Origin of the sequence: Rhodococcus sp. NPDC079359, from assembly GCF_040702585.1 — a bacterium.
Lineage (GTDB): Bacteria > Actinomycetota > Actinomycetes > Mycobacteriales > Mycobacteriaceae > Rhodococcoides.
Window position 1 is genome coordinate 412,999 of record NZ_JBFBLH010000002.1, and the last position, 17,100, is coordinate 430,098.

Consider the following 17,100-nt stretch of genomic DNA (forward strand, 5'->3'; position numbering starts at 1 on the left):
ACCCAAAGATTCCCTGTCGTGCCTGCGGGAACTCGGAATCAGCAAAACCATATGAGTGCGCAAGTGCGCACGCATGTGTACCTTGAAACCATGCTTCGCCGAAACATCGCCTTTCGACGCCTCTTCACCGCGCAAGTCGTCGCGTTGCTGGGCACCGGTCTGTTGACGGTGGCACTGGGGCTGCTCGCCTACGACATCGCCGGCAGTGCCGCCGGTGCGGTCCTCGGCACCGCTCTCGCGATCAAGATGATCGCGTATGTGTTTGTTGCTCCGATTGTTTCGTCACTGACCGACACGCTCCCCCGCAAGCTCGTGCTCGTCAGCGCCGACGCCGTCAGGGCGCTCACCGCGCTGGCGCTGCCCTTCGTCGATCAGGTGTGGCAGGTCTACGTGCTGATCTTCGTTCTGCAGGCGGCGTCGGCCACGTTCACTCCCACGTTTCAGGCGGTCATTCCGTCCGTGGTGCCCGACTCGCAGCAGTACACCCGTGCGTTGACGCTCTCGCGCCTCGCCTACGACCTCGAGTCACTGGTCAGTCCACTCATCGCCGCAGCACTGTTGACGGTCATCGGCTTCCACACGCTCTTCGTCGGCACGGCGCTGGGGTTCGTCGTCTCCGCGATGATGGTGGTGGGCACGGTACTGCCGAAACACACTGCGCTCGAACACAACAGGCCGACAACAGGCATCACGACGTTCATCAGAAATCCCGAACTGCAGGGGCTGCTCGCCCTGAACACGGTGGTTGCTGCGGCGACAGCTCTCGTGATGGTCAATTCCGTGGTCTACGTTCGCGATCTGTTCGGCGGCTCGAGCAGCCAGCTGGCCATCGCTCTCGGCTTCTACGGCGGCGGTTCGATGCTCGCTGCACTGCTCATCCCGCGGGCGCTGAGATCCACGAACGACCACACCCTCATGCTCACCGGGGCCGCAACGGCCGTCGTGGGAACCGCAGCAGCAACAGCAGTCGCAACCCTGAACGGCGGGTCGGCAGCCTGGATAGCTCTGGCCACGACGTGGTCGATATTGGGCGTCGGGACGTCGATGATCAACACGCCGTCGGCGAGGATCCTGCGTCGTGAATCCAACGAGAGCACCCGTACGTCCATCTTCACGGCGCAGTTCTCGTTGTCGCATGCCGCGTTTCTGCTCACCTATCCGGTTGCGGGATGGGTCGGGGCCCAGTTCGGACTGTTCACTGCGGCGATGGTGCTCACGGGCTTGGCTACACTAGCGGCACTGACCGCAGCACGCCTGTGGAGTCGCACCCGAATGTCGGTGGTCGCCTCCGCGTAGGGAGACGACGTTCGATGCCACCGAAGAAGGAACCGCGCATCAGTCTCGACCATGCCGTCGAACCGGACTCCGCCCGCCTGGCCACGGCCAGCGACACCTTTCGGATGCTCTCCGACCCCACCCGACTGCACATCCTCTGGCTACTCGACCGAGGCCCCGCCGACGTCAGCGCATTGACCACGGCCACCGGAACCTCCCGCACCGCCGTCAGTCAGCATCTGGCCAAGCTCCGATTCACCGGACTCGTCGAGACCCGACGCGACGGCCGCAACGTCATCTACCGCTTGGCCGACGGTCACCTCGCCCGTCTCGTGCGTGAAGGCCTCAACTTCGCAGACCACAAGGTCACCGGCGAACCTCCACACGAGTAGCGACAACAGGAAAGCAGTCCATGAAACGCCTGGCCGTGATCGCAGCCGCCATTCTCACCGCGACGGCACTGTCGATCGCTCCGGCAGCTGCGCATGCAACTCTGCAGTCCAGCAACCCTGCCGAGAACTCCGTGCTCGACGCCGCGCCGGACGAGGTGACGCTGACGTTCAATCAGTCCGTTCAGTCGAACTTCGCCACCGTGACTGTCATCGGATCCGATGGAACGCAATGGGGGGCATCGGATCCCGTCGTCGACGGCAGTACGGTGACCGTCGATCTGGACGGACTCGGCGCGGGAGGGGACTACACCATCGGCTATCGGGTCGTCTCCGCCGACGGGCACCCGATCACCGGCAGCATTCCGTTCCAACTCACCCAGGCCGACGCCCCGCCGGCAACGGACCTGGACTTCACCAACGAGGCCCTACCGCCCGCTACTCCGGCAGAGGACACCGACGACGGATTCCCACTCTGGCCGATCGGCGCAGCGGTGGCCGTGGTCGGCGCCGCCGGCGTTCTGTTCGCGCTTCGTAAACGCAGCAACTGACAGCCTTGCCCAGTGTGGACGTGAGAACATGCAGCATGAGTGACGGTGGCCCGCGCCCGAAGTCCGATGGCCGTAAGCGGCGTTGGGAACAGCACAACACCGATCGTCGACGCCATATCATCGACGCCGCCATGAAGGTGCTGGCGCGCGATATCGCTCCTGGTGAGCGGCTCACCACCGCTCAGATTTCCGCCGAGGCCGGGGTGCATCGCACCGGTCTGTACCGGCATTTTCGTGATCGCACCGACCTGGATACGGCCATTCAGCGGGCGATCTGCGCGGAGTTGACGGCCACGTTGGTCACCTCGTTCGCGTTGACCGGCACTCCTCGCGATGTGGTCCATCGAGTGGTGAGTACCTACGTGCGGTGGGTGGCCGAGCATCCCGCATGGACGCGTTTCGTCGAGCAGGACGTCAGTGCCGAGTCGCCCACTCCCCTCGAAGAAACCAACGCCATGCTGGCCGAGCAGTTGGAAGTGAGCGTCGCGGCGTTCCTGTCCCTCGTGCATGCAGACCTGACCACCGACGACTGGTCGCTGGTGCGGCCGTGGGTGGCGGGCCTGGTGTCCGGCTGCATGGGTGCGGTGCGCAGTTGGAGCGGGCAGACCGAAACACGTACCGGGCTCGATCATTTCGCGACATTCTTGGCCGACACCATCTGGCTTCAGGTCAAGGGACTCGGAGCATCCCGCGGCATCGCGATCCCGCAGGTGCCACTCGAAAGCGTCGTCGACGAGACTCAGCCGAAAGACGGCTCACTGCGGTAGCGCGTCCATTGGCGCACATAGCCTACTTTCGTGATATCAAAGTATACTTACGTTCGAAACAGTCGCGTTTTCTGACGATCGGGGGCGACAATGATCTGGTCGCCGCACCGCGTCGAGTCGCGGGCCTGGAAGCCGAGTCGGCGTCACGGTTCGCGGGCCGATCGCACGCTGCAACACATCGAAGTGTCCATCCCACCCATGATCGGCGAAGCGCAGTGCGATCTCTCCGGCTCGGTTGCTCGGGCTCATGAAGAGGCGGTCATTGCTGTCGTCCGGCTGGAGGCGGGTTTCGGCGAGCACCTGGCACCGTTGTCCGACTTTCTGCTCCGAAGCGAGTCTGTCGCATCGTCGAAAATAGAGCACATCGACGCCGGCTGGCGCGCCTTCGGCAAGGCCTTCGCCGGAGGTAAATCCAACGCCGAGGCGAAATCTCAACTCGCGGCCGTGCATGCTCTGGCGGCGATGGTCGACGCCTCAGGCAGAGGTCCGATCACCGGTGACGACCTGACGACCGCGCACAGACTGTTGATGGCACCGGATTTCTACACCGCGCGCGATTCGGGCACCATTCGCGACGTGCAGAATTGGATCGGCGGCAGCGATTACACCCCGATCGACGCTCTGTACGTCCCGCCTCCGCCGGAGCTCGTCCACGAATTGATGACGGATCTGCTCACCTTCGCCAACCGAACAGATCTGCCCGTACTTGCTCAGGCTGCGATCGCGCACGCCCAGTTCGAGTCCATCCACCCGTTCACCGACGGCAACGGCCGCATCGGCCGGGCTCTGATCAGCGCGATCCTGCGTCGACGCGGATTGACCGGACGGGTGACAGTCCCCCTGGCATCGGTGATGCTCGCGGACACAGGGCGCTACTTCGACAGGCTGACCGACTACCGCGCCGGTGACGCAGATGGATTCGTGAACTACGTCGCGCAGGCGGCAACCGTGTCCAGCTACGCCGCCCAGGAATCGGCCCAGGCCTTGGCCGAACTTCCCGAACACTGGCGCGCCACTGCTCGCCCCCGCGCCAATTCTGCGGACGCGAAGATCATCGACGCCTTGCTCGACACCCCGATCTTGAACGCGGACACAGCCAGTCGGATCACCGGCACCACCGATGCGAGCACCTATCGCGCCCTCGCTCGGCTGACCGAGGCAGGCGTGCTCGAGGTACTGACAGCCAGCAAGCGCAACCAGATATGGGCTGCCACGGCGGTTCTGGCCGAACTCGATGCACTCAGCGTCGCCATCGGAAGACGCTCGGTCCCCCAACGAACAGCTCAGCCGAACGACGGCTCACTGCGGTAGCGCGAGGGGCGTCCGTCGATACCGAGGGCGCGCCATACGCGTCGGGACACGCGGTTCATCAGTCCGAGCTCGCCCGCGAGCATGCGGACGTCACCGAAGGTGTCGCGCAATGCCTTTCGTGAGGAGTCGCTGTCCCACCAGACGGCGTCGACAACCTCGTCGGGGATGTCGAGTTCGCGTCGCATCTGCTTGCTCGGCTTCATGATCACATCGCACAGCAATCGCATGATGATGGGCATGAGTATCGAGATCGACGCCTTCTCGAAGCGTCCGAGCCGCGGGGCCTTGTGCTCGAGGTACTGATGCGCGAAGCCGATGTGACGGGCTTCCTCGGCGATGTGAATCTGCATCACGCGCTGCACCAAGGGGTGTCCGACGCTACCGGCGCGCAGGACGCCCTTCTGCATGTGGTCGATCGGCTCTTCTCCCGCGAGGACGCCGACGAAGAATCCGAACGGTGCCGATCGAGCGGCGAACACCGTGAGCATCGGTACGACCTTGCGGAACCACGCGGGCCCACCCGGAACGTCGATGCCGATGCGGTTCACCAGTTCCTGGAACATTTGGGTGTGGTGGCACTCTTCGGTGGCTTCGTGCGTCGAGTACCGAAATTCGGGTGAATCGTTGGGCAGCGTGAGGGCGTACTGCATGAGTCCGCTGATGAGGATCTGCTCGAACTGCAGGCCGACCTTGACCATGCTGGCCTGGCGATACATCCCGATGTGGATCTGCTCGTCCAGGGGAAGCGACTTGTACCAGTCGGTGTGGCCGAGCGGGTCCGCGTCCGGGAGCACCCAGCGTGGATCGTTGGGAACGATTGCATATTCGGGCTCATCCCAGGGGATGTCGAGGAAGGCGTCGAAGTGCTGATGCACCGATGCCGTCGACAGAGCGTGCAGCCTGTCTCGGTAGAGCGTTCGTGCGTCGTCGACTGCAGTCATGGTGATCCTTCCGCCCGCGTCCTCAAATCTTTACGCTACACAGCGTCACATATAAATCTGGTTGGTGCAACGCTCCGTCGCAGATACTTGAAGAAATCGATTCGAAACGACGAAACCGGCCGACCGCTGTACGGTCGACCGGCCTCGAAGGCTCGGGTGCCCCGGGTCGTGAGCAGAAACTCGTAGCAGGCTACGAAGTTCCGGTCACATGCGACGAAGTCGCTCCATCACCAGTACGGCAACACCATCACGACGAATCCGATGCCGACGACGATTCCGACGATTCCGGTCCCGATGGCAAGCGCCCTGTCGCTGCGATCGGCGGGCGGCCCGGAGAGGTCGGGGCTGCGATCGGCCCACAGCGCGGACGCGACGGCAATCAGTCCCGCCGCGATACCGAGGCCCGCAGCCCAGAACGAGACGATCGACAGTGCACCGAACATGACGGCATATTCGGTCACCTGAGCGCGGGTACGAATGCGCCGATTCCACCACTTCGGTGGCATGTCGTCGTCCGAATCACGTGTATCGAAGTGGGGAGAGGTGACGGTCACTGCGGACTCCTTTCGAGTGAGTATGAGCCTCCATTTTGGCACTCGACGGTGAAGAGTGCCAATCCCCTGGACGAGGTCGATCGGCCGCGCACCCCCGGGTTTCGCAAAGGCGCGCGCGTTTGTCAGACGCGTTCGGATTCGCCCCCGAGACGGGCAGAATTCGCGCGCACCTGGCAAAGGCGCGCGCGTTTGCGGAGAGATCAGAGCCACAGAAACCGTTGCCCCACCGAAGCTTTCGTCGGACCCAGATCGAAGGTCGAGGCGTCGGGCATCAGGTACGGGACGAGTATCCGCATCGCGTACTCGCGGTGCTCGAGCAGAACCTCGAGATATGTGCCCGACGCCTCCTCGTCGGTCACGTCGGACACGATGGCGTACGACCGCAGATCCCCGGCGACGGCTCGCAGATCATGGACGAGTTGCTCGTGCATCGCGGCGTTCGATGCCCCGCCGCCCTCCGGCTGCAGCGGCGCGAGCACCCTCTGCCCGCCGGAGAAATCGTTGACGACAGCCACCGGGTGGAGGCCCCAGTTCTCGCTGATTCGCTCGGCGGCGATATCGATACAGACGTCGAGCAGGTCGTCGAAATCCTGTTGGCACTCGATGCTCGTCACTTCTCGCCACTTCGTCGTCATCAAGACCCCATCGTCGGCCGGCCATCCCAAACCCTTGGACGGCGCGGGAGCGCGAACGGTTCCCGAAAGTCGTACATACGTACCTATTTGCCGAAACAGCAAGATAGATTGCCATAATTCAGAGGGGGTGCCACTCTCCCTACAAAACATCGAGCGAGAGGGTTCTGCGATGACGCACGCATTCGACAAGGACTACTGGGAGCACCATTGGGATGACAGAACATCTCGTACCGTCGCAACGAATCCGTACCTCGTGGAGGAAACAGCCGGATCGACGCCCGGTACCGCGCTCGACGCAGGATGTGGCACCGGAGCGGAAGCGATCTGGCTCGCCGAGCAGGGCTGGCAGGTCACCGGTGCCGACATCTCCGCAGCTGCCCTCCAGGCCGCCGCGCAGCAGGCGCAGACAGCAAAGGTCGACGTCACCTGGATCGAAACCGACCTGACGACCTGGAACCCCACCGAGCGATGGGATCTGGTGATGACCCACTACGCGCATCCGTCGATTCCACAGTTGGAGTTCTATCGACACATCGCGCAGTGGGTCGCGCCGGGTGGCTCGCTGCTCATCGTCGGCCATCGGCACGATGGCGCACAACATCATTCACACGAGGGCGAGCCGCCGCACGAGGCCACCGTCACCGCGAAAGGCATCACCGCCCTGTTCGACGCCTCCGCGTGGCGCATCGACACCGCATTCGAGCGTTCCAGGACCGTCGGCGGGACGGGTGTGCACTCGAAAACGTTGCGCGATGCGGTGGTTCGGGTCACGCATCGGATCTGACCCTGTGCCGCAGTGACATCTGTCCCACACAAGCCAAGGGTCACTCAGCCCGCATTCGACTCTCCCCGAATCATGCTGTGCACGTGCATGTCATGCCACCCGTCCGCGTGACGTGCTGACCTACGACGAGTCCCTTCCAACTGGAACCCGGCCCTTCCCGCGACGCGGCACGAAACAGCATTGTCGACCGAGTGCTCGAGCTCGATGCGATTGAACGTCATTTCACTGAAAGCCCATCGCGCCACAGCAATCACCGAGTTCGAGCACACTCCGTGCCCACGCGCCGATGCAGTCATCCAGTACACCAGCTCGGCTGTTCCGTCGTACAAATCGATACTCTTCAACCCGATTCGCCCGAGTAGAAGATTCGAATACGAATCGACCACAGCCCAATGGGCTCCGGATTCTTTGTGCCACTCGGACTGCCACCGTTCGATCCAGTCCGCTGCTCCTCGACGGAATCTGCGCGCCGGACGTGCCATCGTTGGATGAGTGGGTCCCGGAAAGCGTCCACCACCGCTGCAGCATCGCCCCCATCCCACGGGCGCAGCGAGACCGACCGCGAGACCTCGACGAGGGGTTGAGCAGCACCGACAAATGATCCCTCGGGAATAGCGGGTTCGACCAGAATGGGCACGAGTCTCATTTTTTGCAGGACCGAACTGGCGATGCGCGGCGCCCCTGCGTGCCGCTACACGGGATGCCCCGTCTCGAACGCCGTGGGGTATCGGCCTTCCTATCCGTTCCGTACTGACGTACAACGTTCGAGATCGGCCGCAGGCTGCGGGCCGATACGCTGACTCGATGGCGAGAATGACATCGCTCGACAGGTGGGTGCATCAGCAGCTGACGGGCGACCAGACACGGTCGAAGCCACCTGGTCGAATACTGCTGACCTTCGTGACAGCCGCCGTTGCCGTATGGGTCTGCGTCAAACGAAATTGGTGGCCGTCTCCGTTCGGCGCACACACCTGGGCCGACCCACTTCTGGCCCATCTACTCGTCCTTGTGGTTCTTGCCGTCACTGGCCTGGTGTGGGCGATCCGAACTCTCTACGTGCTCGGCCGCGACCAACGTTGGTCCTGGTGGATACTTCCCGCGCCCGTCATCGTCTCTGTCGCTTTCGCCTTCGTGGTGTGGGGGCCGAGCACGACATTCCTCGACAAGCGTAGCGAGTTCGAGGCCATTGCCGTCGACATCCGGGAGAACCCCGGCACGTCCCGCGAGAAGTTCGAGATCGGTCCTTTCGATATCAGTAGCGCCCGAGGCGGTCTGTCGGGAGAGGTCTTTTTCGTCGACAATTCGACCATCTTTTTCAGCTTTACGAGCGGGTGGGTCTACTCGCCTGATCACGAACCAGGCGGCCGGGGCGATGCCGATTCCTCCTGGACTCACCTCGACGGCCCTTGGTACCAATACGAATCGGTGTACCGAGACTGATCCGCCGAACGCCACTGTGCACGCCATGTACCGACCAGGGGCCGGCGCGTGGAGTTGTGAGGGCCGAACGGTCTGCGTTTGCGCTCAGCAAGAGCGACGATACTGAGAGGGAGCACGAATGAGTGAGGTCAATTGGTTACTTGCAGGCCCGCGTGGTCGTCGGTTGGTCCTGGAGTATTCGCTGCTCGCGGAGGAGGATTCGGGCGTCGATGCCGAGGATTCGTTTCGCTCTGCGGTGTTCCTGGCGTCGTACCGCCTCGACGTAGATCAGGGTGCCGGAGTGGTGATGTTCGGGCCCGGTGCTGAGGAAGCGCGGCGGACCGTGGTGACAGCGGAGGATGTGGCGGATCACCTGTCTCGGGTGCCGCTCCCGGAAATGACAGCAGGCGTACTGCGTTCGGCCCTTGCTGCAGCGGTCGATCACGCGATGTACTGGCAGCCACCGAGCGGTGAGGACGTTCTCGCGGCCACCGCTTCTGTACGGGGTGAGCTCGAACGGATCGCTGAACACGTCGCCTCGACGCCGCACGCACAGTGGTGGTCGACGGGTCTTGCGGCCGCTGATCAGTGGATCGTGGAGTGGGACGACACGGACACCCAGGTCTCGGATGGCCCCGCGGCCACACCGACGACCGCGGAGTCGTTGCGCGACTACGGTACTCGCACAGTGAAAGAAGAAGTACGAGCAGCGAGCGAGCGGCCGGCGGACCCGGCCGCGGGCTTTTCCGGTGAGTGGTGGTCGGTCCCTCCGACACGGAGTTCGACTCGCTCGTTGTTCGATGGCACCCCAGCGGAGCTGTGGTTCGTCGAGGACGGTTCGGGGTGGAAGCGGGCGGTCTCGCGGCGCTTGCGTGTTCCCGGCGGTGTTCGCGTGTACGAGATCGACGGCGCACAGGAGTGGGCGCAGCTGTGCAGAGAGTTCCCCGTCGAGGTCACTGCGCAGAAGCGGCACGACTGGTACTCCACCACCGGGCGGGCCGGCCGATGGGTCATTCCCGACTGGCCACGGGTGGCCGCGCACTACGACGGTATTCACCTCACCGTCTGCGGCTACCTTGCCGCAGCCGGTACGGCCATCGCCGTGGACGACGACACGTCAAGTGTCATCGCGGGATGGGCACCTGACGAAACATACTGGCTCACCGACGCCGCAACCTCCGACGGCGACGAAGCCCAGGTGTGGGCGTGCGTCACCGACGGAGAGCACCCTGAGTGGACCGCAGAAAAGCCACGTTGACATGGTCAGCAACCGGCTCGCGTCAGCGTCAGTCGAGCGGAGTGAGCCCCAGCATCCGGTCGGGTGAGACGTGCATCCATCCAATGTCGGTAGGAGTCGTCGTTCCAGACCAATAAAGGTCCGGATCTGTGTCGATGGCTTCGAAGGGGGCCTCCCACAGACGATTCCCCGTTTCGATGTCCACGGCAACGATCGCTCGACCGTCGTCTCCCGCAATCGTCGTCCCAGAATGACCGGAGGGGATGAACGACCCGGCGAGGTCGCGTCTCCACATTTCGGAACCGGTTCGCAAATCTATGCCGAGGGCGACGTCGGTCGTCGAATCTTCTACGTAAGCAGTTGTTCCGACGACGGCGACGAGGGTGGGGTACCGAGTTCCGTCGAAGTCTCCGAGAAGATCTGGATTCGTCCATAATTTCTCTCCGGTGGACGTGTCGTACCCCGAGCTTCCGATCACGACCGGAACGCCCTCGGCCGCGGGCTCGTAGAGGCGCGGCGTCTGGGGCACACCGGTAACGTCGGTCGCAACAATGCGTCCGTCCGGTCGGCGGAGCACCTCGGTGATCGTGTCGTAGGTTTCGCAGTCCACATGGGTTTGCGCAACTGCCGGTCCTGCGACCAAGGTCGACGATGTCACGCATTCATTGGGGTCGCCACCAAACAGTTCCGCGCCGGTCTCGGCATCGAATGTTGCTCCTTGCCAGGCAGTTCCGACAAGACCGACTCCGTCGGCAACGGTCAGGAATGCCCCCGAGAACACTTCTTCCCACGCGCCACCTGCTTCGTACTGCTGCACCCATCTCGACGAGATGTCGTCAGGTGTGCCCGCATGGACTCGCACGTCGTAGTCCTCGGCATTGCCCTCGACCACGTAGAGAGTGTCGTCCGCGACGGTCAACGCGAACACCGATTCTTCGACGGGTGTCCTGACAACATTCCCCGAAGCTGCTTCGTACGTGACGATCTCGTACGCATCACCTGATGCGTAGCACACGATTTTGCCGTCGAAAGACTCGCTGGCGCACTGCTCGATTCCGGTGGCGGGGTGTTGCCAGCGCACTGTGCCGTCCGAAGCGTCGATTCCGAGCATCACCGGGTCTTCGAGTGAATAGCCGTCGCGGTTCACCCCCGCTGCCACGACAAGTGTGTCGCCAACAGAGATGGCTGCGGAGGACCCGTCCGGAAACATGACGCCACCGCGCGGGTCGAAGAACTGCGCCCACGGTCGACCGAGATAGTCCGCAGCACTCAAAGACCACGCCAAGCCGGGCGTTCGATCATTTGTTCCGATGATCTTCATGGTGGACGTGGGCGTCTGTCCAACAAGTACTGCGCCTGCTCCGACTATCGTCACGACCGCGGCGGTCGCTGCGGCCACCAGGGCCCACGTCTGCTTCTCCGGCATCAGCGAATCTCCAAGCCATCGGTCAACGCGACGGTTTCGAGGATCTCCAACCGCACTGGTTCACTCGTCACGGCGGAGCTCGACGTCATCGAAACGCGGGTACCACCGGGGCGCGTCACGGTCACCGAATTCGATACCCGCTGCTCGGCATCCTCGCTGCCGTCGCTGCTCACCGACGCATAAGACGAGAGGTCGGTCTGGACAACCGTCCCGTCTTCCAGAGTGCGAAAAGTCTTTCGAGTATCGGAGAACGGGTCAGGCCGCTCGGCGTCTTCGCGCGGAAGTTCTTGACCACCGACGAGCGTCAGACCGAGGCTCGTATTGGTTCCCACCACGGTCGAGCTGCTGCACAGTATGTCCATCCCGAAGTCTGTCAGCTGCAACGTATTCAACGGGCGATCGAGAACGATGCCGCCCAGGTCGGCACCGGCCAGCACGTCGTTCAGTCGGTCTCGTTCCTCGCGTGTGATGTCCGGGCCGGGCACGTCGGTATAGACGCCGCAGTCTGGTGCAGGCGGTGCAGTGCCCGGCGGAACGGGCGCGGTGGAACGCAAGCGTGGATCGAGGGCGATGCGTTGCAGCTCGTCGAGGCTCAGCGGGATCTGGCCGCTGTTCGACGTTTCTGGAGTAGAGGGTCGGTCGTCGGCGGTGACGTCTATCCACGAACCGTCGGGCACGTATGCAGCCACGCTTCGGCTGACAGTACGAACACCGTTGACTTCCTCCCACATGTCGTTCAGGTCGAGGACGGTGCCGTCGGGTGCCGTCACACGTTCGTCGAGGGCCCCCGCGAAGCACGCTGGAATGGGTTGGGTGCTCTGTCGGACGCTGACATGCACGGTGCCTGCAGCACCAGCACGGGACACCGTTCCCCATGCGTCGGTCGAACCGATCGAGTTCGGATCGGACTCGTCGAAGTCCATGATCGGACCGAATCGAAGCGATCCCTGCGGGGATGCGAACGCCACCTCGACCCCCGTCGGCAGCAGATCGATGACGGCGTCGGACATTGCTGTCGCCTTCGGGCCACTGAACCACGGGAACTTGGGGTTGTCGTACGTCGACTCCGTCATCGAGGTGCTCATGCTCAATATCGGTTCACCGGGTGTCTCGACGATGTCGCAGCCGGGTATGGCGGCAGTGGGGTCGGCGGGCTCGGTGATGCGCACGTATTCCGGCATCATCGGTGCTTCCGGTTCTGCTGTCGGAGTCGTTGGCGCGGTGGTCAACTGGAGTTCCTCGTGTGGTTGCGTCAGCCCGGCCACAATGACGCCGGAGGCGACGATCGAGACGATGACGAGACCGGTAGTCCACCTGGATTTGGTCGTCGATCCGGTGTCGCCCATGAAGTGTGCCGTCCGATCGTAGAATCCGATACGCCGGTCCTGTCGTTAAAACCGGTGGGTTTGTTACGAGAGGAACATATCGTGTCGGTTGTGACGGCGGGTGCCAGCGCTTGGCCGGGACGGAACTCGTATGCCGGTTGATGCAAGAGGCTTATTGGCTATAGAACATTGGCCACGAACACAACTGCCGATCCCATGGTGAACAACCCCCACACGATGCCGAGGAAAGTCGTGTTGTCCTTCACCCAGGCCCAGTAGGCGAGAAACGCGAACACGATCGCCAGCAGGCCGAAAATGATCGAGTACAGCGCGGTTTCGTGGCCGACGAACAGCTGTGTCACCGCCAACACGCCGGCGGCGACGATGCCGCCGGCGAACGTCCGGGTCACACTGAGCTCGGGAGCTGGTGAGTCGGGCATCAGTTGATGATGTCCTCGAGTACGTCGTACTGGGCCGCTGTGCCGAGTCCTCCCGGAACAGCGCACAGGAAAGAATTCCGGACGCGCCAACCGTCTCGCGACGACAACGTCACCACGCGGTTCGTGGCGCGCACTGCAGAAAACGCAGACATTCGATCCGCCTCCTCGTAGAAATTCGAACCCAGCACCTACTGCCACCCTCCATCCCAGCAAACCACACCGAAGACCGCTCGGTATGTAAGGCCTGCAGAAGTCCGCGCGAAACCACCCCGCTCTTCGGCAGGACTCACCCGTCGACGGAAACAGCAGCAGCAAGTCCGTCGACGAGTGTCGGCAGGAAGTACGGAATCGACAGTGCCGTCGGGCCCACTGCGGCTCCGGCTTCCTGGCCGACGAATCCGGCGACCGCACCGGCAGCGACGGCCGGAATCTGCCGCGACACAGGCGAATCGAGGAACTGCTGCAGGGCATCCTCGGTGTCGACCTGAGTGAACACGACGTCGGCGTCGATCTTCGAGATGTTCTCCGCCGAGACGGTCGTCGAGTACGTCGCGTCGTCGGTCGCGAGATCGGTCACCGATGCCGGTGAGGCGAAGCCGAGGTTCTCGAGCAGTTCCACTCGCGGGTCCGTCGGCAACAGCAGGTAGTACACGTCCGCAGCCTCGGACACGTATGCGATTGTGCGGCCGTCGAATTCGGGATGCTCCGCGCCTGCGTCCTGCACCTGTCGGTCCAGATCGGCAACGAGATCGCGTGCGCGCTCGGGAACTCCGAGAACGTCACCGGTGGTGGTGATGACGTCGCGCCACGGCGTCGACCACAGCTCCTCGGGTGGGGCGATGACGGGAACTCCGGCCGCGGTCACCGCGTCGTATTCGGTTCGCGTCAGGCCGGAGTGCGGGGCCAACACGACATCGGGGTCGGTGGCGAGCAGTTTCTCGACGGACAGTGCGTCCGTGACGTTGTCGAGCAGAACCGGTGCCGGACCGCCCGAGGCCTCGATCGCGTCGGACACCCACGGATAGATCAGATCGTCACCTCCGCCGTACTCGGCCGACGGCATCGCCACCGGGACGACACCGAGTGCGAGCACAGCGTCGGTGGTGCCGAATCCCCATGTCGCGACCCGTTCGGGTACGGCGTCCAGCGTGGTGTCGCCGTACATGTGGTGCACGGTCAGCGGAAACGTGCCGGTGGACGATGCGGCTGCCGGACTGTCGGCCGAATCGGTGGAGCCGCAACCGGCGAGTGCGATGGATGCGGCTGCCACGGCGGTGAACACTGCGGCGAAGCGGAACGTGAGGCGATGAGTCATGACAATCCTGTAGCTCGAGAGGGCATTGCCGATAAGGCTAGCCTTAGCTATCCCCCATCGGAAATCCGGGCCACACCGCTCACAGGAACCTTGCAGCGGAGGTTCAGGGTCTTCACCGCATCGTCCCAGAGTATTGGCACTACCGAATCATTCAGTGCCACATCGAAGGAGACCCACGACGATGACCCGCATCCCCGAGCCCACCAACACTTCTGCCGGACCCGCCTACGAGGGCCGGCTGCTCGATCGACCCGCCGAGGAGGTCGTCGACCAGGGCGCGAGATTCGACATCACCACCCTCGTCACCCGTCGTCGCGTGCTGAGCATCGTCGGCGCCGGAGCCGGCGCTGTGGCGCTGGCTGCCTGCTCGAGCACGTCGAACTCTGGAAGTGCCACCGCCACAACGGCAACCGCGTCGAGCACAGCTACCGCAACCAGCGAGATCCCCGACGAGACCAACGGCCCCTACCCCGCCGACGGCTCGAACGGCGTTAACGTGCTCGAAGAATCGGGAATCGTTCGCCGCGACATCACCTCCAGCCTCGACGGCGGCACCGCGGTCAGCGGAGTGCCCCTGTCGCTCAGCCTCACCCTCACCGACATGGCGAACGACAATCGCCCCTTCGAGAACGCCGCCGTGTACCTGTGGCAATGCGATGCGGCAGGACTGTATTCGATGTATTCCGAGGGAGTCGAGGACGAGACGTACCTGCGCGGCATCCAAGCCGCCGACGCCAACGGCACCGTCACCTTCGACACGATCGTCCCCGGTTGCTACAGCGGGCGCTGGACCCACATTCACTTCGAGGTGTATCCCGACGCCGCCTCTGCGACCACCGCAGACAACGCCATCGCCACTTCGCAGATCGCCTTTCCTCAGGACATGCTCGATGCGATCTACCAGCTCGACACCTACCCGTCATCGGCGCAGAACCTCGCGCAGCTGGGCAGCCTCGACAACGACAACGTGTTCGGCGACGGCTACGAGTTGCAGATGGGGTCGTTCTCGGGCGACCCCACCGCCGGCTACGTCGGATCGCTGGCCGTCGCCATCGACACCACCACCGAACCCGCCGCCGGCGCAGCCCCTTCCGGAGGCGGAGGCGGCCAGTCCCCGATGGGCGGCGGCACTCCCCCGGCCGGCGGCCCACCCGCAGGCACCGCACCCACCAACTGATCACCCCTACCTCACACCACCGAAGGAATCACCATGTTGCACAACCTCACCGGCTGGCATGCCCTCATCGTTCTCGCCATCCTGCTGCTCGTCTTCGGCTCCACCAAGCTCCCGTCACTCGCGAAGGGCGTCGGCCAGTCGATGCGCATCCTGAAAGACGAAGTGCGCGAGGAGAAGAAGCCCGTAGCGGGTGACGACACGACGGCTCCGGTGTTCGCCGACGCTGCGTCCACGCCGGTTCCGTACCGACACACCTCGTGAGCACAGCCACCGCCGCGCGGGGAGTGATGCCGCTTGCCGCGCATGCACGCGAGGCACGTCGCCGCGCGATTCGCGCGGCGGTGTCGCTGCTCGTCGGCATTGCGATCGGGTTCGCGCTCTCCGATCAGATTCTCGACATTCTGCGCGCACCCGTCGAAGAACTCGCCCTCACCCGGCAGGCCAGCCTCAACTTCGAAACCGTCACCGGCGCTTTCGATCTCGAACTGAAGATCGCCCTGTTCACCGGCGTCATCGTGTCGTCTCCGGTGTGGCTGCGTGAGCTGTTCGCCTACCTGACCCCCGGCATGACGCGTCGGGAAAAGAAATACGTCTACGGCTTCTCCGCGGCCGCAGCTCCACTGTTCGTCGCCGGCTGCGTGTTCGGGTTCGCCATCTTCCCCCGCATGGTCAGCGTCCTCGCCGGGTTCTCCTCCGACCAGGACAGCACCATCCTCAATGCCTCGTACTACGTCGACTTCGTGATGAAGATCGTGTTGGCCACCGGCATCGCCTTCGTCCTCCCGGCACTGCTGGTGATGCTGAACTGCCTCGGCATCCTGTCCGCGCGCAGGCTACGCAGCAGCTGGCGAATCAGCGTCGTCGCCATCGCACTGTTCAGTGCACTCGTCACGCCCGCCGCCGATGTCCTGTCGATGTTCCTGGTCGCGGTTCCCATGGCCACGCTGTTCGGCGCAGCAATCGTGATCACCGAGGTACACGACAAACGCGCCCTCACACCCCCGAAAACGGAGCTCTCCTCATGTTCGGCTTGACCTTCGAGAAACTGTTCCTGATCGCGATCATCGCCGGGTTCGTCCTGGGCCCCCAACGCCTCCCCGGATACGCGCACCAACTCACCCGCGCCGTACGCAGCGTGCGCCACTTCGTCGACACCACCCGCACCGCGGCCGAAGCAGACATGGGCGTTCCGCTCCGACGCTCGGAATGGGAATCGATGAACCTGCGGCAATACGACCCCCGCCGCATCGTCAGCGACGCACTGCGTGACACCAACGAACTGCGTGACACCGATTCCCCATCGGAGTGGGTCCTCGCCGAAGCAGCCCGCGTGCGCCCCGGTCAGAAGTACCTCATCACCGGGCCCTCCTCGCATCCCCGACGCATCCTCATCGACTCACTCGCCCAAAACGATCCACGTCGCATCGCGGCGCAAAGCCAGCCGAAAGCCGCTACTTCGGCGATGGCGACAGAGATCGGTGCAGCCCAAACCGCTCTGGGCTGAATCCGAAAGGCGATAACCCACCCACAATTACCTGGCAGTTAGAGCGGCGA

Annotated in this window: 21 protein-coding genes; 12 read left to right on the plus strand and 9 right to left on the minus strand. The window is 63.7% G+C overall.

Annotated elements, in window-relative coordinates:
* Nucleotides 1–90: 90 nt before the first annotated feature.
* From AB0362_RS06675 to AB0362_RS06695, 5 genes are all read left to right on the plus strand, one after another.
* Nucleotides 91–1,296 carry an MFS transporter gene (locus AB0362_RS06675; protein WP_366235230.1) on the plus strand — a complete coding sequence of 402 codons (1,206 nt, stop codon included), beginning with the start codon at nucleotides 91–93 and terminating at the stop codon, nucleotides 1,294–1,296.
* A gap of 14 nt (nucleotides 1,297–1,310) precedes the next feature.
* Nucleotides 1,311–1,667: a metalloregulator ArsR/SmtB family transcription factor gene (locus AB0362_RS06680; RefSeq protein ID WP_032396178.1), complete on the plus strand. Its 357-nt coding sequence runs from the start codon at nucleotides 1,311–1,313 to the stop codon at nucleotides 1,665–1,667.
* A 20-nt stretch (nucleotides 1,668–1,687) separates the two neighbouring features.
* Nucleotides 1,688–2,215, plus strand: coding sequence for a copper resistance CopC family protein (locus AB0362_RS06685; protein ID WP_366235231.1), 528 nt, complete (start codon nucleotides 1,688–1,690; stop codon nucleotides 2,213–2,215).
* 35 nt (nucleotides 2,216–2,250) lie between these two features.
* Nucleotides 2,251–2,982, plus strand: a complete 732-nt coding sequence (locus AB0362_RS06690) for a TetR/AcrR family transcriptional regulator (RefSeq protein ID WP_366235232.1) — start codon at nucleotides 2,251–2,253, stop codon at nucleotides 2,980–2,982.
* 90 nt (nucleotides 2,983–3,072) lie between these two features.
* Nucleotides 3,073–4,293 carry a Fic family protein gene (locus AB0362_RS06695; protein ID WP_366235233.1) on the plus strand — a complete coding sequence of 407 codons (1,221 nt, stop codon included), beginning with the start codon at nucleotides 3,073–3,075 and terminating at the stop codon, nucleotides 4,291–4,293.
* On the opposite strand, the gene AB0362_RS06700 is transcribed toward AB0362_RS06695, so the two are convergent.
* From AB0362_RS06700 to AB0362_RS06710, 3 genes are all read right to left on the minus strand, one after another.
* Nucleotides 4,266–5,234, minus strand: coding sequence for a diiron oxygenase (locus tag AB0362_RS06700; protein WP_366235234.1), 969 nt, complete (start codon nucleotides 5,232–5,234; stop codon nucleotides 4,266–4,268). The two genes, AB0362_RS06695 and AB0362_RS06700, sit on opposite strands and share 28 nt — an antisense overlap.
* Before the next feature lie 227 nt (nucleotides 5,235–5,461).
* Nucleotides 5,462–5,788, minus strand: coding sequence for a hypothetical protein (locus tag AB0362_RS06705; protein WP_269596486.1), 327 nt, complete (start codon nucleotides 5,786–5,788; stop codon nucleotides 5,462–5,464).
* 200 nt (nucleotides 5,789–5,988) lie between these two features.
* Nucleotides 5,989–6,423, minus strand: a complete 435-nt coding sequence (locus AB0362_RS06710; RefSeq protein WP_366235235.1) for a hypothetical protein — start codon at nucleotides 6,421–6,423, stop codon at nucleotides 5,989–5,991.
* 169 nt (nucleotides 6,424–6,592) lie between these two features.
* Between AB0362_RS06710 and AB0362_RS06715 the strand changes: the two genes are divergently transcribed.
* Entirely contained in the window at nucleotides 6,593–7,207 is a 615-nt protein-coding gene (locus AB0362_RS06715; protein WP_366235236.1) for a class I SAM-dependent methyltransferase, read from the plus strand.
* A gap of 44 nt (nucleotides 7,208–7,251) precedes the next feature.
* Here the strand turns inward: AB0362_RS06715 and AB0362_RS06720 are convergent, their stop codons facing one another.
* Complete coding sequence (locus tag AB0362_RS06720; RefSeq protein ID WP_366235237.1) at nucleotides 7,252–7,689, minus strand: GNAT family protein; 438 nt, start codon at nucleotides 7,687–7,689, stop codon at nucleotides 7,252–7,254.
* 322 nt (nucleotides 7,690–8,011) lie between these two features.
* Here AB0362_RS06720 and AB0362_RS06725 point away from each other — a divergent pair, with 322 nt between their 5' ends.
* Both AB0362_RS06725 and AB0362_RS06730 read left to right on the plus strand, forming a co-directional pair.
* The gene (locus AB0362_RS06725) at nucleotides 8,012–8,647 is read left to right on the plus strand and encodes a DUF1109 domain-containing protein (RefSeq protein ID WP_366235238.1); all 636 of its coding nucleotides are present in this window, start codon (nucleotides 8,012–8,014) and stop codon (nucleotides 8,645–8,647) included.
* Between the two features lie 118 nt (nucleotides 8,648–8,765).
* Nucleotides 8,766–9,884 (plus strand): hypothetical protein, encoded by a 1,119-nt coding sequence (locus tag AB0362_RS06730; protein WP_366235239.1) that lies wholly within the window; start codon nucleotides 8,766–8,768, stop codon nucleotides 9,882–9,884.
* 28 nt (nucleotides 9,885–9,912) lie between these two features.
* Here AB0362_RS06730 and AB0362_RS06735 read toward each other — a convergent pair whose 3' ends face one another.
* The 5 genes from AB0362_RS06735 to AB0362_RS06755 all read right to left on the minus strand — a co-directional run bounded on the left by AB0362_RS06735 (nucleotide 9,913) and on the right by AB0362_RS06755 (nucleotide 14,369).
* Nucleotides 9,913–11,289, minus strand: coding sequence for a PQQ-binding-like beta-propeller repeat protein (locus tag AB0362_RS06735; protein WP_366235240.1), 1,377 nt, complete (start codon nucleotides 11,287–11,289; stop codon nucleotides 9,913–9,915).
* Nucleotides 11,289–12,635, minus strand: a complete 1,347-nt coding sequence (locus AB0362_RS06740; protein WP_366235241.1) for a hypothetical protein — start codon at nucleotides 12,633–12,635, stop codon at nucleotides 11,289–11,291. The genes AB0362_RS06735 and AB0362_RS06740 overlap by 1 nt, the downstream gene beginning before the upstream one ends.
* A 158-nt stretch (nucleotides 12,636–12,793) precedes the next feature.
* A complete protein-coding gene (locus tag AB0362_RS06745) occupies nucleotides 12,794–13,054 on the minus strand; it encodes a hypothetical protein (protein ID WP_366235242.1) in 261 nt (86 codons plus the stop codon).
* The gene (locus AB0362_RS06750; RefSeq protein WP_366235243.1) at nucleotides 13,054–13,206 is read right to left on the minus strand and encodes a hypothetical protein; all 153 of its coding nucleotides are present in this window, start codon (nucleotides 13,204–13,206) and stop codon (nucleotides 13,054–13,056) included. The genes AB0362_RS06745 and AB0362_RS06750 overlap by 1 nt, the downstream gene beginning before the upstream one ends.
* 134 nt (nucleotides 13,207–13,340) lie before the next feature.
* Nucleotides 13,341–14,369, minus strand: coding sequence for an ABC transporter substrate-binding protein (locus tag AB0362_RS06755; protein WP_366235244.1), 1,029 nt, complete (start codon nucleotides 14,367–14,369; stop codon nucleotides 13,341–13,343).
* Nucleotides 14,370–14,550: 181 nt separating this feature from the next.
* Here AB0362_RS06755 and AB0362_RS06760 point away from each other — a divergent pair, with 181 nt between their 5' ends.
* From AB0362_RS06760 to AB0362_RS06775, 4 genes are read left to right on the plus strand one after another with little or no spacing between them, the layout of a single operon-like run.
* A complete protein-coding gene (locus AB0362_RS06760; protein ID WP_366235245.1) occupies nucleotides 14,551–15,546 on the plus strand; it encodes an intradiol ring-cleavage dioxygenase in 996 nt (331 codons plus the stop codon).
* 33 nt (nucleotides 15,547–15,579) lie between these two features.
* Nucleotides 15,580–15,807 carry a twin-arginine translocase TatA/TatE family subunit gene (locus tag AB0362_RS06765; RefSeq protein WP_366235246.1) on the plus strand — a complete coding sequence of 76 codons (228 nt, stop codon included), beginning with the start codon at nucleotides 15,580–15,582 and terminating at the stop codon, nucleotides 15,805–15,807.
* Complete coding sequence (tatC, locus tag AB0362_RS06770; RefSeq protein WP_366235247.1) at nucleotides 15,804–16,580, plus strand: twin-arginine translocase subunit TatC; 777 nt, start codon at nucleotides 15,804–15,806, stop codon at nucleotides 16,578–16,580. The genes AB0362_RS06765 and tatC overlap by 4 nt, the downstream gene beginning before the upstream one ends.
* Complete coding sequence (locus tag AB0362_RS06775) at nucleotides 16,568–17,050, plus strand: preprotein translocase (RefSeq protein ID WP_366235248.1); 483 nt, start codon at nucleotides 16,568–16,570, stop codon at nucleotides 17,048–17,050. The genes tatC and AB0362_RS06775 overlap by 13 nt, the downstream gene beginning before the upstream one ends.
* Nucleotides 17,051–17,100: the final 50 nt, after the last annotated feature.

Excerpts from the sequence above, each read along its gene's own strand:
- AB0362_RS06690 (WP_366235232.1), top strand. The coding sequence starts at position 2,251 with ATGAGTGACGGTGGCCCGCGCCCGAAGTCCGATGGCCGTAAGCGGCGT.
- AB0362_RS06685 (WP_366235231.1), top strand. The coding sequence starts at position 1,688 with ATGAAACGCCTGGCCGTGATCGCAGCCGCCATTCTCACCGCGACGGCA.
- AB0362_RS06740 (WP_366235241.1), bottom strand. The coding sequence starts at position 12,635 with ATGGGCGACACCGGATCGACGACCAAATCCAGGTGGACTACCGGTCTC.
- AB0362_RS06695 (WP_366235233.1), top strand. The coding sequence starts at position 3,073 with ATGATCTGGTCGCCGCACCGCGTCGAGTCGCGGGCCTGGAAGCCGAGT.
- AB0362_RS06720 (WP_366235237.1), bottom strand. The coding sequence starts at position 7,689 with ATGGCACGTCCGGCGCGCAGATTCCGTCGAGGAGCAGCGGACTGGATC.
- AB0362_RS06710 (WP_366235235.1), bottom strand. The coding sequence starts at position 6,423 with ATGACGACGAAGTGGCGAGAAGTGACGAGCATCGAGTGCCAACAGGAT.
- AB0362_RS06730 (WP_366235239.1), top strand. The coding sequence starts at position 8,766 with ATGAGTGAGGTCAATTGGTTACTTGCAGGCCCGCGTGGTCGTCGGTTG.
- AB0362_RS06735 (WP_366235240.1), bottom strand. The coding sequence starts at position 11,289 with ATGCCGGAGAAGCAGACGTGGGCCCTGGTGGCCGCAGCGACCGCCGCG.
- AB0362_RS06750 (WP_366235243.1), bottom strand. The coding sequence starts at position 13,206 with ATGTCTGCGTTTTCTGCAGTGCGCGCCACGAACCGCGTGGTGACGTTG.
- AB0362_RS06765 (WP_366235246.1), top strand. The coding sequence starts at position 15,580 with ATGTTGCACAACCTCACCGGCTGGCATGCCCTCATCGTTCTCGCCATC.
- AB0362_RS06680 (WP_032396178.1), top strand. The coding sequence starts at position 1,311 with ATGCCACCGAAGAAGGAACCGCGCATCAGTCTCGACCATGCCGTCGAA.
- AB0362_RS06775 (WP_366235248.1), top strand. The coding sequence starts at position 16,568 with ATGTTCGGCTTGACCTTCGAGAAACTGTTCCTGATCGCGATCATCGCC.
- AB0362_RS06700 (WP_366235234.1), bottom strand. The coding sequence starts at position 5,234 with ATGACTGCAGTCGACGACGCACGAACGCTCTACCGAGACAGGCTGCAC.
- AB0362_RS06755 (WP_366235244.1), bottom strand. The coding sequence starts at position 14,369 with ATGACTCATCGCCTCACGTTCCGCTTCGCCGCAGTGTTCACCGCCGTG.
- AB0362_RS06725 (WP_366235238.1), top strand. The coding sequence starts at position 8,012 with ATGGCGAGAATGACATCGCTCGACAGGTGGGTGCATCAGCAGCTGACG.
- AB0362_RS06745 (WP_366235242.1), bottom strand. The coding sequence starts at position 13,054 with ATGCCCGACTCACCAGCTCCCGAGCTCAGTGTGACCCGGACGTTCGCC.
- AB0362_RS06760 (WP_366235245.1), top strand. The coding sequence starts at position 14,551 with ATGACCCGCATCCCCGAGCCCACCAACACTTCTGCCGGACCCGCCTAC.
- AB0362_RS06675 (WP_366235230.1), top strand. The coding sequence starts at position 91 with ATGCTTCGCCGAAACATCGCCTTTCGACGCCTCTTCACCGCGCAAGTC.
- AB0362_RS06715 (WP_366235236.1), top strand. The coding sequence starts at position 6,593 with ATGACGCACGCATTCGACAAGGACTACTGGGAGCACCATTGGGATGAC.